Origin of the sequence: Microcoleus sp. SVA1B4 (assembly GCF_036700545.1) — a bacterium.
Taxonomy (GTDB): Bacteria; Cyanobacteriota; Cyanobacteriia; order Cyanobacteriales; family Microcoleaceae; genus Microcoleus.
This window is the reverse complement of sequence record NZ_JAUBPB010000071.1, coordinates 1-14,990: the sequence shown is the minus strand read 5'-3', so window position 1 is coordinate 14,990 and position 14,990 is coordinate 1. Positions and strand designations below refer to the sequence as shown.

13 protein-coding genes are annotated in these 14,990 nt (G+C 47.9%); 7 read left to right on the top strand and 6 right to left on the bottom strand.

The genetic code is table 11. The features are described 5' to 3' along the window. Positions 1-140 precede the first annotated feature (140 nt). Positions 141-605 (bottom strand): retropepsin-like aspartic protease, encoded by a 465-nt coding sequence (locus QT987_RS24585; protein ID WP_333233602.1) that lies wholly within the window; start codon positions 603-605, stop codon positions 141-143. Positions 606-1,395: 790 nt separating this feature from the next. On the opposite strand from QT987_RS24585, the gene carA reads away from it, so the two are divergent. The 5 genes from carA to QT987_RS24560 all read left to right on the top strand — a co-directional run bounded on the left by carA (position 1,396) and on the right by QT987_RS24560 (position 6,158). After that, entirely contained in the window at positions 1,396-2,553 is a 1,158-nt protein-coding gene (carA, locus tag QT987_RS24580; RefSeq protein WP_333233603.1) for a glutamine-hydrolyzing carbamoyl-phosphate synthase small subunit, read from the top strand. Between the two features lie 188 nt (positions 2,554-2,741). Then, positions 2,742-3,098 carry an STAS domain-containing protein gene (locus QT987_RS24575; RefSeq protein ID WP_333037230.1) on the top strand — a complete coding sequence of 119 codons (357 nt, stop codon included), beginning with the start codon at positions 2,742-2,744 and terminating at the stop codon, positions 3,096-3,098. Positions 3,099-3,481: 383 nt separating this feature from the next. Further along, on the top strand, positions 3,482-3,928 hold the full coding sequence (locus QT987_RS24570) for a ribonuclease III domain-containing protein (RefSeq protein WP_333057156.1): 447 nt from the start codon (positions 3,482-3,484) through the stop codon (positions 3,926-3,928). Positions 3,929-4,191: 263 nt separating this feature from the next. After that, positions 4,192-5,583 carry a 23S rRNA (guanosine(2251)-2'-O)-methyltransferase RlmB gene (rlmB, locus tag QT987_RS24565; RefSeq protein WP_333245470.1) on the top strand — a complete coding sequence of 464 codons (1,392 nt, stop codon included), beginning with the start codon at positions 4,192-4,194 and terminating at the stop codon, positions 5,581-5,583. 296 nt (positions 5,584-5,879) lie between these two features. Next, complete coding sequence (locus QT987_RS24560; protein ID WP_333057159.1) at positions 5,880-6,158, top strand: DUF1816 domain-containing protein; 279 nt, start codon at positions 5,880-5,882, stop codon at positions 6,156-6,158. Between the two features lie 134 nt (positions 6,159-6,292). On the opposite strand, the gene QT987_RS24555 is transcribed toward QT987_RS24560, so the two are convergent. The 3 genes from QT987_RS24555 to QT987_RS24545 all read right to left on the bottom strand — a co-directional run bounded on the left by QT987_RS24555 (position 6,293) and on the right by QT987_RS24545 (position 9,146). Continuing rightward, entirely contained in the window at positions 6,293-7,123 is an 831-nt protein-coding gene (locus QT987_RS24555; RefSeq protein WP_333245467.1) for an alpha/beta hydrolase, read from the bottom strand. A 55-nt stretch (positions 7,124-7,178) separates the two neighbouring features. Further along, positions 7,179-8,483 carry a serine hydrolase gene (locus QT987_RS24550; RefSeq protein WP_333245464.1) on the bottom strand — a complete coding sequence of 435 codons (1,305 nt, stop codon included), beginning with the start codon at positions 8,481-8,483 and terminating at the stop codon, positions 7,179-7,181. A 207-nt stretch (positions 8,484-8,690) separates the two neighbouring features. Further along, complete coding sequence (locus QT987_RS24545) at positions 8,691-9,146, bottom strand: helix-turn-helix domain-containing protein (RefSeq protein ID WP_333082743.1); 456 nt, start codon at positions 9,144-9,146, stop codon at positions 8,691-8,693. A gap of 1,099 nt (positions 9,147-10,245) precedes the next feature. Between QT987_RS24545 and gatA the strand changes: the two genes are divergently transcribed. After that, positions 10,246-11,706, top strand: coding sequence for an Asp-tRNA(Asn)/Glu-tRNA(Gln) amidotransferase subunit GatA (gene gatA, locus QT987_RS24540; RefSeq protein ID WP_333157548.1), 1,461 nt, complete (start codon positions 10,246-10,248; stop codon positions 11,704-11,706). Between the two features lie 142 nt (positions 11,707-11,848). Continuing rightward, complete coding sequence (locus QT987_RS24535) at positions 11,849-13,039, top strand: alpha/beta fold hydrolase (protein ID WP_333245460.1); 1,191 nt, start codon at positions 11,849-11,851, stop codon at positions 13,037-13,039. A 104-nt stretch (positions 13,040-13,143) separates the two neighbouring features. Here the strand turns inward: QT987_RS24535 and QT987_RS24530 are convergent, their stop codons facing one another. Further along, positions 13,144-13,887 carry a pentapeptide repeat-containing protein gene (locus QT987_RS24530; RefSeq protein WP_333245457.1) on the bottom strand — a complete coding sequence of 248 codons (744 nt, stop codon included), beginning with the start codon at positions 13,885-13,887 and terminating at the stop codon, positions 13,144-13,146. A gap of 185 nt (positions 13,888-14,072) precedes the next feature. Next, a partial coding sequence (locus tag QT987_RS24525) for a transposase (protein ID WP_333245454.1) occupies positions 14,073-14,990 on the bottom strand: 918 nt, incomplete at its 5' end.

The window sequence follows — 14,990 nt, the reverse complement described above, 5'->3', positions numbered from 1 at the left end:
AATGAGAATTAAATAACTTTCACTCTTGAAAGTGGGATGGGCGTCCCGCCCGTCATGAGTGGACGGGCGGGACGCCCATCCCACAATAACAATTAAAATTGTAAGTTATTTAATTCGCGATCCTAACTGCTGACTTCTGTTTAAGACCGCGATCGAAATTCAATGACATCTTGCTTAATAGTCACATCTTTATTACCAAAAAAGTCGTGACCCAACAGTCCGATATCTAGGGATGGCGAGATGGCAACAACTACATTGTTAACCGCTAGACCACCTGCTTCCATAGAACTCAGGCGACCGAGGGGAAAAGTAGCCACTCCGTTGGGAGTTTGTGCTTGCACTGTTCCCTGGAGAACAACGCCCAAGGCTTTAGCCATTGCTGGTGTAATTACTGTGCCACTAGCTCCAGAATCTACCATCATCTCGAACTTTTGTTTGCCGTTAAACGTGACTTCTATGACCGGGATATTAGCTGCTCGGCGTTTGATTTTTGCCTGAAACACTCCCGACTTTGCCGCCGCCGAAGTGGTGGGCGTCAATGCTTCGGGGAGAAAACCGCAGACTGATTGGCTGAGGTTGAGGGTTCGCCCTGACGAGCTCCGCATGAAGCATCCCTCACTTTCTTGAGCCACGGCTGGCGAGGAGTTGGCAACACTTCCTAGTAAAATTGAACTGCTTAGAGAAATAACCCCTGCTAAAACCAGTAAAGGTGGGCGCAGGTTTTGAGGGATCGGTAGAGGCTTTTTTGAGTTTGAGAGTAAAGGCAAGGGAGATTTGCTGGCCATAGTTTGATTAAACGCTTTAGCTCGATCGTAACAGCGACAACTGCCTTTTGGTATAGATATAGAATTTCCGCCCGCCTCCTAAGCTGCTGGCAGATAAATTGCTGGCGCAGGGGGAGATGAAGAATTTGCACTTAGGATCGCGAATTAAATAACTTACAATTTTAATTGTTAAGCTGTTGTGCATTTAAATAGAATGTCAAAAAACAATCTAATTCTTGTGGGGTGGGCCGTCTAGCCCGCCCTGAATATGCAATTTAAATGCGTGACAGCTTATTGTGGGATGGGCGTCCCGCCCGTCATGAGTGGACGGGCGGGACGCCCATCCCACTTTCAAGAGTGGAAGTTATTTAATTCTCATTCCTTATAGCCCTTGATAAGCGGGCCTAGGGCATAGGCCTCCGTGGGCATAGGGCATAGGCCTCCGTGGGCATAGGGCATACCTCACCAAGATTGAGAACGGCTGTATGGCTGCTTGTTGATTATCTCCGGCATAAGTGCCTTGGTTTTGCGAACCCTGGCACAAATTAAAATAATATCTGTACATTGCCGACTAGCATCAAATCCCTGGCAGTGGTAAGAATTAAACCAAACGAAAGTAATTAAGGATGCCATGTCACTTTCAACTGCACAACCCGCTCTCCTAGTCCTGGCTGACGGTACTGCTTACCGCGGCTGGTCGTTTGGCGCTGACGCCACCGTCGTTGGCGAGGTAGTATTTAATACTGGAATGACGGGCTACCAAGAAGTATTGACCGATCCCAGCTATTGCGGTCAAATTGTCACTTTTACTTATCCAGAATTGGGCAATACCGGGGTAAATCTTGAAGACGAAGAATCCTCGCGCCCGCAAATTCGGGGTGCGATCGCCCGGAACGTATGCAGCCGCCCCAGCAACTGGCGCTGCTCACAATCTCTGCAAGACTATCTGAAACAGTACGATATCCCCGGAATTTACGGGATCGACACCCGCGCCCTCACTCGCAAAATTCGCACGGTGGGAGCGATCAACGGTGGCATTTCGACCACGATTCTCGACCAGGCAGAGCTTTTGGAACTCGTGCAAGATGCCCCCAGCATGGACGGGCTGAATCTGGTCCAGGAAGTCACCACCCGCAAGGTTTACGAGTGGTCTGAAGCCACGGACTCGGTTTGGGAGTTCAGTCCTACAGTCAAACCTGAAGAAGGCCAAATGTGGACGGTGGTAGCGCTAGACTTTGGGATCAAGCGCAACATCCTGCGGCGTCTGGCGAGTTACGGGTGTCGGGTCATCGTTGTCCCCGCTGACACGTCGCCGGAGGAAATCCTCAAATACAACCCGGACGGCATTTTTCTGTCCAACGGCCCCGGAGATCCGGCGGCGGTAACGGAAGGGATCGCGACTGCGAAAGCTTTGTTAAAGTCGGACAAACCCGTATTCGGCATCTGCATGGGACACCAAATTTTGGGACTTTCCTTGGGTGCAGAAACTTTTAAACTTAAGTTCGGCCATCGGGGATTGAATCATCCAGCGGGTTTAACTCAGCAAGTAGAAATTACTAGCCAAAATCATGGTTTTGCGATCGACCCCGATTCCCTAGCCCCCGAAGTAGAGATTACTCATCTCAATTTGAACGATCGCACCGTAGCCGGATTGAAGCATAAAACTCTGCCGCTGTTTTCAGTGCAATACCACCCCGAAGCCAGTCCGGGCCCGCACGACGCCGACTATTTATTCGATCGATTCGTGCAGTCAATGCGAGACAATCAGAAAGTAGCCAGCAGTAAGTAGTCAGCAGTCAGCAGTCAGCAGTCATTAGTCAGTAGCCATCAGAGGCTGTTTGTGTCGATCGCTTCTGACTAATGGCTAACGACTAATGACTAATAACTAAAAAACTGTAGACAAAAGACCAAAAAACTCCTATAATGAAGCCTCGACTTTAAGCCATATCTAGCTAGGAGGGTGTCATTTCTGAGTCATTGACCCTGACCGTTAGCCTCAGAGGCACTCGCGAAGTCAAGAATAACTATCAGTTATTTCGCTTGACGGGCCTGCTGGACGCTTTTTCTGAGGCCACTTTTCGGAAGGTAATAAGCAAATGTATTGACGAGGGCCCAAAACACGTAATTTTGGACTTGTCTCAGATAGACTTTGTGGATAGTTCAGGCTTGGGCGCACTTGTGCAGCTTGTCAAAAAAGCCCAAACCTTGGAAGGGACATTGCAAATTGTCTCAAATCCCCGCGTAACTCAGACTGTTAAACTGGTTCGCTTAGAGAAATTTTTGTCTTTGCAGCCTTCGGTTGATGAGGCGGTAAAAAACGTCAAGGATGCTTGACGCCAAAGTGAATTAAATTAGCTATCCGGTTCTCAACGCTGGATAGCAAATTTTTATTTTTGTGCGGGTAAAACAATATCGATTTTCCCAGAAGCTGCGACACGCGCCATCGGCTATTTCCCCGATGCCTAGAGTTTCGGTGGAGGGGCAGTAAAATATGTGTGGCAAACACGCGGAAAAATGGTACAAAAATTAGAGCATCCCGATTTGGTAAAAAGCCTTTTTTAGGAGTGCGATCGTCGCGCCAAGCTTTGCCTATATATCTCGCTTCGTGCTCTGAGAGCGAACAGTCCTGTAAAAGCTATAATTGCGGAAGTGACGAAAGACGAAATAAGTAAGTAACTAGAAAAACCAAGCTGTGCGGAAGTTTTATTTAAAAAAGTATGTCGCCGATCGCAGATGACGGACTCAAACTGAGTCTGACGGATATCAGTTTAAATCGAGTGCATCCTGCGAGGGCTACACCAGCAGAAATAGAAAGAATTTCGCCCGCAGCCTGGGCATATTTGGGAGATGCAGTGTACGAACTCTACATTCGGAGTTCGTACTTAGTCCCGCCCAGAAGATTGCAAGCTTATCACGAATTGGTGGTGGGGCAAGTACGAGCCGAAACTCAAGCGCGTCATTTGCGATCGCTCTCTCCTTACTTGAACAGTACAGAATTAGCAATTGTCAAGCGCGGCCGCAATGCTGCAGCGGGCCGTTCTAAGCGAGCAGATCCAGAGATATACCAACAAGCCAGCAGCTTAGAAACTTTGATCGGATATTTGTATCTCACCGATCCCGAAAGATTGACCGAGATTCTGGCACTTTTAGAACTTGAGACTTAAAGGATTTAGCAGTTAAGAGTTGGGAATGGGGAGGGAGTAATTAACCATCCTGGCACGGCTAACATAAAACCGCAAAAATCTCGATCGGCAAAACAGGATTTATCAGTTATTAACTAGCAATTTGAACACAGCAAAATCCTTGCTCCCTCGCTAGACTATCTCAAATCTCAAAGTCCAAAGATTGCTCCCTCAATCAAGAATCTCACATCTACAATCTACAATCGACTAGCCTTCAGCCCAAACATTTTGACCACAAGAAACCAATGAGAAAATTTACCAAACCAAACTTTTCGCGATCGAATTCCGACAGTAAGCCATTCAAAAGCGAAGGCCGCCGTCAGGACTCACAACCATCCTCTCCCCGCTTTGAACGCAAGCCCCGTCCCGACACTCGCGGAGTAGACGCCCCTCAAAAGCGATCGACCTTCGCCCCACAATCTCGAGAAATGCCCGTGAGAGCAATTTTCAAACGGAGAGTCGATTCCGACAGCCAACCGGAAATTCGCAGAAATAATCATTTCAAAGACAGAGACAGCAGCCCGCAGGAATCCAGGGGCAATTATTACCAAGACAGAGACAGAGATAGCAGCCCCCAGCCTGCCCGCAACAATTTCCGAGACAGAGACAGAGACAGCAGCCCCCAGCCTGCCCGCAACAATTTCCGAGACAGAGACAGAGACAGAGACAGCAGCCCCCAGCCTGCCCGCAACAATTTCCGAGACAGAAACAGAGACAGCAGCCCGCAGGAATCCAGGGGCAATTATTACAAAGACAGAGACAAAGACAATAGCCCGCAGGAATTCCGGGGCAACCATTTCAGAGACAGAGACAAAGACAGAGACACTCGCCCTGTTGACAGTGCCTCAAATACAGTCGTGCAACCAGACGCAGACACAGACGACATGATTTACGGCCGCCATGCGGTGCAAGCAGCTTTAGAAACAAACCAAGTCCTCAACCGGATCTGGGTTGTCCCTCACCTGCGCTACGATCCCCGCTTTCACAGCTTGCTAACCGAAGCCAAAGCCAACGGCAGCATCATTGACGAAGTTGACGATTTGCGCCTCGACTACATCACGCGCAAAGCAAACCACCAAGGCGTAGCGGCTCAAGTATCAGCCTACGAATACCTGGATTTGAGCGAACTGATCGCAAAGGCTAAGTCTGCTTGCGAAGATCCAGTAATTGTGGTAGCAGAAGGACTCAACGACCCGCACAATCTAGGGGCGATTATTCGCACCGCAGAAGCATTGGGATCTCAGGGCATGGTGATTCCGCAGCGGCGGGCGGTTGGGATTACCTCAGCAGTGAGAAAAGTGGCAGCAGGGGCATTGGAAAGCCTGCCCGTGGCGAGGGTTGTCAATCTTAACCGGGCGCTGGAAGAACTCAAAGAGGCTGGATTCTGGATTTATGGCACTGCCGCAGGCGTCGGTCAATCTATAGAGACAGTCAAGTTCTCCGGGCCGACTGTTTTAGTGGTGGGTGGTGAGGCTGACGGTTTGAGCCTTTTGATACAGCGCGGATGTGACGGATTAGTTTCAATTCCTTTAAGGGGCCAGACTCCTAGCCTGAATGTCTCGGTAGCAACAGGGATGGCTTTATACGAAATTTACCGTCAGCGCGGGCCCAAAAAGTTTCACGTACACGGATCGTAAAGGTGGTTGAAAAAAAGAGCACAACAGAGTAGTTTATTGTCAATGCCGCCCAGCATGGAGTGGCACGACACCCGGAACAAGTAAGGATAGTCGATCGACTGTCGTTACTTGTTCAGGCGAAAGTAGAAGAAGCCTAGCCCCTAGGTTCAAACAGGAATTCGACACAAATCTATTTAGATATATTTAAATAGGTTTGGAGCGGTTCTTGGCAGCAGTCAGCCACGTGTAAATAACAAAAGCCTAGGCGTGTTCGCAGCACCCTGAAAACACCGTCAAATACATTAGAAGAAAAGCAGATGAAAGAATTCTTGATTAGCTTGCTCAACTTTTTCGGATTGGCTTGGTGGGTTGAAGTTAAAACTTCAGCGCCGCGGTGCATTTACTATTTTGGCCCGTTCTTAACCCAGGCAGAGGCGGCAACTGCAAAAGCAGGATATGTAGAAGACATAGAAAATGAAGGGGCAGAAGGTGTTAGTGTTTCGATTCACCGCTGCAAACCAATTACTTTGACGGTTGCAGAAGATTTGGGAAAGCTTGGTGATGGAGGGCTGTGGCCGGTTTTGAGCGGTCAGTAGAAGCAGGGGAATTTTGAGTTTTGAGAGGCCTACGCTTCCCTCGCAACGCTGTGCGGTTTTGAGTTGTCAGTTGTAACTTCAAAACAGTTGAGTGTTGGGTGATTAATTGCTTCTGACACACTCCAAACTTAAGACTAGCAATTGCCAACTGCTTCGGGGTGACTCTCTATCCAACGATCGATGTCTGCGAGTACCCGATCGGGAATTTCCCAAGGGAACAAGTGGGCTGTATTGGGATAGCACTGCCACTGACAATCGTGGAGGTGGCGGGCGGTTTCTAAACTGGATGCTGAGGTGATGTGCCGATCGCCTTCTCCGGCCAACACCAAGCTGGGACATTGAATCTCGCCCAGGTGCATCAGTCGATCGTATCCAGCCCTCAGAGCGGTATTTAACGCCTTGGTGGCCGTGTTGGAAGTCTTGAGGTAGGCGGGGGTACCTGCCTGTGCTAAGTAGCGGTAAGGGGTGGCTGTATGCTGCTGTATCAAGTAGCGAAAGAGCGATCGCCTCGCAAAAGTATCAATATTCCACTGCCAACCCGGTATCACCCAATTGATAATTCCGGCTAAACCAGTGTAAAGGTTATCTTGCCAAGAGATGGGAGGGTGACTTCCTCGCGGTTTGGCTGCGGATGCGAGTACAATCAAACCGGTGACTCGCTGGGGATATTTCATGGCTAATTCCAGGGCTAAAATCCCTCCCAAAGACCATCCGATCACCAAACACCGATCGACTCCTAATCTGTCTAATAGTGCTTCTAAATCGACCAGATGATCGGTCATTTCAAAGAAAGTTGAGGTGCGGCTGTTGCCGTATCCGCGCAAGTCTGGGGCGATGGTTTGGAAGCGTTTTGATAGGTGTTCTGTGAATACCGACATACAATCGCCGGAACCTGGATGGCCGTGCAAGCAAAGAATAGGAAACCCTTTGCCTTTGACGGAAACACTGAGTTGTTGATGCGGCATTTTTTAACTGTTTGGGCGGTGCGTTGTCCCCGCTATAAATTTTATATTCCAGCGGTTAAAAGCTGGGGTTTCGGACCATGTAATCGGCAATTTTAGAAATAGACTGGCGCATTTGTAGCTCGCCGCTGCGGCTGTCAATCACAGTAATCACATAGGCCTCGTCGTCAATGCTCATCGCTAAAGTTGTGCCGAGTACCCAGGAATTTTGACCGGTTTTTTCCCCCAACCACTGAGCTTTAGTTCCTTCCAAGGCGGCAAATCCCAGAGCGTGATCGTACTGGCGGTTGAGAGTTTCTATTAACAGTTTAGCACCGGGTGTTTCGCCGTTGTAAATTTGCACCATCATTTCGGTGAGTTCGTTAGCAGTCACGCGGTTGCGACCAGAACCGGGGTTGGAGGGCATAATTCTTTCCCCCATTAATTTGAAGTTGACGCGGGTGACTTCGTAGCCGCTATTATCTAAATATTGATTGATGTAATCCGAACCTAAATAATCGATTAGTTGATTGGTGGCGATATTGCTGCTGCGATAGATCATTTCTTCTAACAGTAGCTGTAGCGGGTAATTGCGATTAGACCTAATCTTTGCCGATGCGTCTTCGGTGAAATTACCGCGAGTGACTAATACTTCCTGGTTCAGACTAATTTTTTCTTTTTCGACTTTTTGCATCAGGGCGACAGCAATCGGCAGTTTAATTAAGCTGGCTGGACTGGCAGGAGGCACATCGCCCCGGAGGTTTACGCATTCTCTAGAAAGGTTGCAAATACCGATCGAAGCTTGAGCCGACAAACCGCTTTCTCGGGCGAGCGCACCCAACAAATCAGATTTTGCTTGCTGCACTTGAGAGGTTGCTGCTGTTAAATTTCCCCGGTATTCTTGAGTTTTTGAGGCAGTGACGGAAGCTAAAAATGAATTTTGAGGAACTTCCTGCAAGTTGTTGAGGGCTTGATGCCAGAAAAATTGAGTTTGCTGCGAAGATTCGATCGACTTATTTTGCTGCCCTTTAGTTTCTACGGCTCTGTTGGCTAAACGGACTGCTTGCTGTAAGTTGTCCTTAGCCCTCTGTTCTACTAATATTTGAGCTTCCACCGCTTGCAACTGCTGTAGCAGTTGTTCTTGAGGATTGGCGGCTGCGAAGGGAACTAAGCCGGAGAGGATGCTTGGTTCTGGGGAGGGAGATGAGGGTTGTTCTAATTCGGCAATTAGCCCATCGCGAATTTTGTAGAGTTCGTCTAGGGAACGCGGGTTAGATGATTGAGAGAATGAACTTGCGATGGTTAACATCTGAACCAGTCCAATGCCGGCTACTACTGCCGCCATCTTGTTGGCGATCGACAAAAAACGCCTGAGTTCTGGCATATTTAACATCCTCAACACAACCAAATTCTATATAAGCAGCTATTGTTACATCAGTCAAAGGGTTTTAGATTTTAGATTTGTTCTTCAATCTAAAATCTAAAATCTAAAATCTAAAATGGTTTTGATCGCGCCAATGTGGCAAAATAACCAAAATAAAGGGAGCGATCGCACGAAGGCAATCAACCCCCTCTAAATATTGCGAACTATCTACTTTCTGCGCCGCCGTCGCCAGTCAGCACCCAACCGCTTGAGGTAATCCCAGCCACGTTGGGGCCAGACATGATCGCTACCAATCTTTTCGGCAATCCAGCGAGCGACTTTGGGGCCTGTCCAGTCTCCGCCGTCGGGGGCGGGGCCTTGCAGCGCTTGTCGCAGTTCTTCTTGCTGTTCTGGATTCAGCAAGGATTTTGCAGGAGGGGGCTGGCGGTCTCCGCTGCGATTTCTCACAGAGTTAGGCCCTTCTCGGTTATAGCGCTGGACAATTTCTTTGGCGTAGTCGTAGTTGAGGCCTACGACTTGGGCTGCTTGTTTGATAGTCCAATTTCTGGAAACTAACAGCAGCAAGTGCCAGCGGCGCGACTCTGTGGTGTTTTGTGCCTGCCGGTAGCGAATTTTGAGTTCCTCTGCCGTCAGGTGGGATTCTAAGTGAGCTTTAGGTGGCATTCCTCCAACGGGGCATCGGGAACTTCTTACCATATATCTTTGGTTTTGGGGATAATTCCGGATGAAATTATTTTCCTGGGGATCGTTCGGGCAAATAAGTAGCTTTTTTTGCCACAGAGGCACGCAGCTAGTCGCACTTGAGGAAGGACTGATGTTTTTTTTGCAGGTGCGCGCAACAAAAGACCTCGGTGTGGCGGTGAGTGTTTCGAGCTTTTTTGTGAACCCCAGATTTCTGACAGGCTTTTTGAGCTCTAGTACAATGGGCGTGGATCGGAAAAGGTCGATTACTATTTTCTTCGATCGCGCAGCCGCCATTAAATCACTCAGATGACTGATAACTTTCAGTCATTTTTGACTAAAAAAGTGTTCTTCATAATCTGGTCCTAATTATTAGGGTATCGACCGCCCTAATCTAATACTTTATTATCAGAATCTTCTATTCTCAGTTCATTTATTTATGGATTTTCAGGGCGCCATTCCTCTCGTCATAAATCAGCTTTATATGCTTCCAACTATGCTTTTCAAAATAATCATATCTAACAAAACTGGTAAGTATTATTAATAAAGAAATAGTATTGTCTGAAGATTCCCGCAATAAAGCAGTCATAATCTGGTATTAGTGGATTTTTTATGCCCTCTTTTTCTACCATGAATTATGGGTTGCATCGAAGAGAAGCTGGGCTCTAATATTTTAGAATTTAGATTACAGAATTTGGAAGGACTGATTTCCTAATGATTGTGATATTGCATACACATTCTTGGAGGCAGAACCTAATTATGTAGAGGCCGGATTGCCCACTTTCCCCCTTACTTATATAAATATCGAGTCAAACCACTTTTTGCATAAGTTTTGATACAGTTGCATTCTTGGTTTGTTAAAAGATGAGGTAAAAAACTCGATCGCTATTTTGTGTTCGGTGGGATTTGGGGAATTTAATCTATTGTAGATAAAATGACTGATCGCGCGTTAGCGGAACCCTCTTCGAGGCTCGAACTTTCGCCACAAAAATAGCCGACTTTACCTTCGGGCTGTAAGCAGGTACAATTGCCAGTTATATTAACTGTATTGTCTCAAAGTAGAAATGATAAAGGTACGAGCATGGCATCCATCCGCGAGTTGCACCGACAACTGGTCAATAAAGAACGCTCTGCTGTGGAAATTACTCAAGAAGCATTAGACCGAATTACCCAGCTAGAGCCGAAGTTGAAAAGCTTTCTGTGCGTGACAGCAGACAGCGCACTGGCGCAGGCCCATAAAGTGGATGCCCAAATCGCAGCCGGAGAGCAAATTGGCCTGTTGGCCGGCATCCCGATCGCCGTTAAAGATAATATGTGCACCGAGGGCGTTCCCACAACCTGCGCCTCTCGGATTTTGGAGAATTTTGTGCCTCCCTACGATGCCACCGTCGTCTCCAAACTCCAAGCAGCCGGTGCGGTGATTGTGGGTAAGGCGAATATGGACGAGTTTGCAATGGGGAGCTCGACAGAAACTTCTGCCTATCAAGTTACCGCGAATCCGTGGGACTTGGAGCGCGTACCCGGCGGGTCTTCTGGCGGTTCTGCCGCAGCGGTAGCCGCTGGAGAATGCGTCGTGAGTTTGGGTTCGGATACTGGGGGATCAATCCGCCAACCTGCTGCTTTTTGCGGTTTGGTGGGGCTGAAACCGACTTATGGGTTGGTTTCTCGCTACGGTTTGGTGGCCTATGCTTCTTCTCTCGATCAAATCGGGCCCTTTGGCCGGACTGTTGAGGATTCGGCGATTTTGTTGGGGGCGATCGCCGGTTATGATCCGAGAGATTCCACGAGTCTTAATGTCCCAATTCCTGACTACGCTCAAGCTTTAAGACCCAGTTTGCGACCGAAGGGTCAGATTAGAATTGGTGTAATTAAAGAAACTTTTGGTGTAGGGCTGGACTCGGGGGTTAAAGACGCTGTTACTAAGGCGATCGAGCAATTTCAACAATTGGGCGCAGAAATTCAAGTCATTTCTTGTCCCCGGTTCCGCTACGGTTTGCCCACTTACTACATCATTGCTCCCTCGGAAGCTTCGGCAAATTTGGCGCGATATGATGGAGTTAAGTACGGTTTCCGGTCTCCAGACCCCGATAATCTTTTGGATATGTATGCCAAAACCCGCTCTCAAGGGTTCGGTGCGGAAGTTAAACGCCGGATTGCGATCGGCACTTACGTATTGTCGGCTGGATATTACGATGCCTATTATCTAAAAGCTCAAAAAGTTCGGACTTTGATTAAAGAAGACTTTGAAAAAGCTTTTTCTCAAGTTGATGTTTTAGTCTGTCCCACTGCTCCTACTACCGCATTTAAGGCAGGCGAAAAATTCAATGATCCCCTGAGTATGTATTTGTCAGATTTGATGACTATTCCCGTGAATCTTGCTGGTTTGCCAGCTTTGAGTTTGCCCTGCGGATTTGATGATAAAGGACTGCCCGTGGGTATACAACTGATTGGTAATGTTTTGCAAGAATCTCGGTTGTTTCAGGTGGCTCACGCTTACGAACAGTCTACGAATTGGCACTTACACCACCCCGAATTGCATTAATTTTTGGAAATCGGCGGAATACGGTGGCGGAAGTTAGTAATCGATCTTGGCTAATTGTCTGAATTAATAATTTGCCATTAGCTTTTGAGCGATCTCTAATTTCCCGCGTGCTCTATCTATGAACAATTTGCTAGTATTCCTTTTGTCTAAATCGCTAATAGCTTTTGGGATAGTTTTGGCCGTTGCTTATTCTGCTGCTTGTGTATTCCTCTTTGTAGCGCAAGGTAAGTTTATCTTTTTTCCGGCGCGGGCGATCGAAACTACGCCAGATGATTTTCAGTTGCAATATCAAGATGTCTGGCTGCCAATTCCAACTAAAACAGGCGCGGTGGACAGCGTGCACGGGTGGTGGATTCCTGCCTCGGAAAATCCCCCCAGCCCCCCCGAAGCTAGGGGTGGAGCAAGAAAGGGGGAGGCTGTTCCCTCTGTTAACACCGGAGACTCGGATACCCCCCCCAGCCCCCCCTTGCCAAGGGGGGGAGCTAGAGGAGTCGGAACGTCCCCGCAAAGTGAGAGACCGGCAGTCGCTCCGGTTCCCCCCCTTAACAAGGGGGGGTTAGGGGCCGGGCTGTTTGATTCTCACCAAAAACGAGGTTTTTGTAGGGGTAGTGCCCCCGTGCCTACCCCCGCCACCAACCATCGAATGGGGGTTTCTGGCAAAAAGGGCCGGCACGGGGGCACGGCCCCTACCAAGAATGAAACCGCCCTGGGGTTAGGGAAGGTAGTTTTGTACCTGCACGGCAATGCTTCAAATGTGGGATCAAATGTCGAACACGCTTATCGATTTCATGGGTTAGGTTTGTCGGTATTTGTGATGGATTATCGTGGTTATGGCAAAAGCCAGGGCGATTTTCCGAGTGAATCTCAGGTTTATGAGGATGCTCAACTTGCTTGGGATTATTTGGTGAAACAGCGGGGGATTAACCCGAATCAAATTTATCTCTACGGTCATTCTTTGGGAGGGGCGATCGCGATCGATCTAGCCTTGCGTCACCCGGAGGCAGCAGGGGTAATTGTAGAAGGCTCTTTTACTTCGACGCGGGCGATGGTGAATTTCCAAAAAGGGCTGTTTTGGATGTTTCCGATAGATGTTTTACTGACACAGCGGTTTGATTCTCTTTCAAAAGTCGATCGGCTGCAAATGCCCGTGCTGTTTATTCACGGGGCTGCTGACAATGTAGTTCCAGTGGAAATGACCAAAAAACTGTTTGATGCAGCACCTGAACCCAAACAGTTGTATATAGTTCCTGATGGAGGTCACAATAATGTGGCACAGATCGGGGGCACAGAATATCTGCAAATACTGAGCCAATTTTTAGGTTCTTCACAGTAGATAAAAGCTCTTGGCGGTAACAGGTTAAGTTTGATATCTGTACCGCCTGCTCGCACTTCTAACAGTAGATATCTAAAGCGGAGCAGTTATCCCGATGATATCGCTTAGTATAACCTTAATACATTCAGCCACCAGTCATTCAAGGCATAGCAATAATTGCAGTAATTGTTCGTGTTTATAGCTTGTTCTTTCTTAACTTCGCAGCCTCGCCGAGAGGTTTTTCTGTCCGGCATCCGGGCGCCGCAGAGATTGGCATCTATGAGATTAGCTTTGTTCAATCTCGCATCCCTCAAGTCGGCATTTCTCAGGTCTGCACCGCTGAGATTTGCACCGCTTAAATCGGCTTCTTTGAGGTCTGCACCCCTGAGATTTGCACCGCTTAAATCTGCATTTCTCAGGTCGGTTCGAGTTAGTTTAGCGGCGCTCAAATTACTGCATTTTAAGTTAGCCAACTGGAGGGATGCGTCTCGCAGAAAACTCTCGCTGAGGTTGGCATTTTCTAAGTTGGCTCCCCTGATGTCGGCCCTGCTCATGTCGGCTTTGCTGAGGTCGGCGTCAGCCAAAAAGGCGTTTCTCATGTTGGCGTTGTTTAAATTAGCTTCCATTAAGTCAGCCGCAGTCAAGTCGGCATCAACTAAGTCGGCCCTGCTGAGAGTGGCGCGGCTCAAGGAAGCGCCAAACAAATCTGCACGGCTCAAGGAAGCGCCAAATAAGTCGCATCCGGGACATCCTCTGGTTTCTAGCAGCCGCTTTACTAGAGACAGATTTTGAGCTTGTAAGGGAAGTGCGGCGCAAAATGGGAGTAGCATTATCGCTGCAGTCAGAATTTTGAGTTTGATTTTGGTCATAGTCTGGGTAAGTTCTGTAACTGCCTTTCATCACGGATTTGTCTGCTGGACTTACGTGCGGGGGACCAAAAACCCGGTTTCCTTGTTAATTCCTCGCTGCCAAACCCAATATTCTAAGCAGAAACTGGGTTGTTTGCGTAAGTCCTAGTCTATTGACACTCCCTGCGCTGAAGCGACAGGGATTCTTAAGCCCATAATTTATGTCTTAAAGGCGCTGACAATTCGCCCCTACTGATTCCGCTTAGATCAAGTCCAAGCATTACCGCTACTTTTCTACCAATATTGCCACAACCGTTGCAATCTGCATTGATCAACCAACCTTGAGCTGTTCGATACAAGCCACGCTTAATTCGTTTACCAGATGGAAGCCACCCTTCGGGTTTCTCGCCGAATGTAGGTAGCAAATCATTATCAACGAATGAAGCCTTTGAGGAATACGATTCTTCAGTCTCCAGAAATCTTAAGCCGTACTGCTCACACAATTGACCAATTCTATCCTTCAGTCTGCCCGTAGGAATCTGCACAAACTTTTGATTAGTTTTGCTTCCCATGTTGGCAGACTTTTTTTGTCCTTTGTTCCAGCCAAATACAACGGTTCCTATTTGATTGTTCAAACAATGATTAATCACCTTTTTGGCTGCCTTGTTGACGGCATCTCGCATCTGACGATTTCGTCTCTCGGTTACGCTGGCAAGTTTTTTAGACCAAAACCCGTTAGCTTTCCCCTTCATCAAAAATGCAACTTGCTTGTTGTAACCTTGATTGAGAGACTTTATGTGCTTGCCATCAACTATAAAACTTGTACCAACGTTGCTCACACAAGTTAGCCAATTATCTACGCCGTGGTCAATCATCAAGCATCTGGCAATATCTACATCTGATTGGACTTCAGTAGTTTTGTAGACAAACTCTAGGTAGAAACAGCCGTTTCGAGGAAGAATGCGATATTCCCGAATAGCCTTGAAATCAAGATTAGATGGCATGGGCAAGTAAAACGCATCTAGACCAAACCACACTTTGACCTTGCTGCCTAGGGGAAATCTCAACATTCCGTCTTTGAGTTTTACCGACCTACCTGTAAACGTCACCACAGCCCTTCCGCC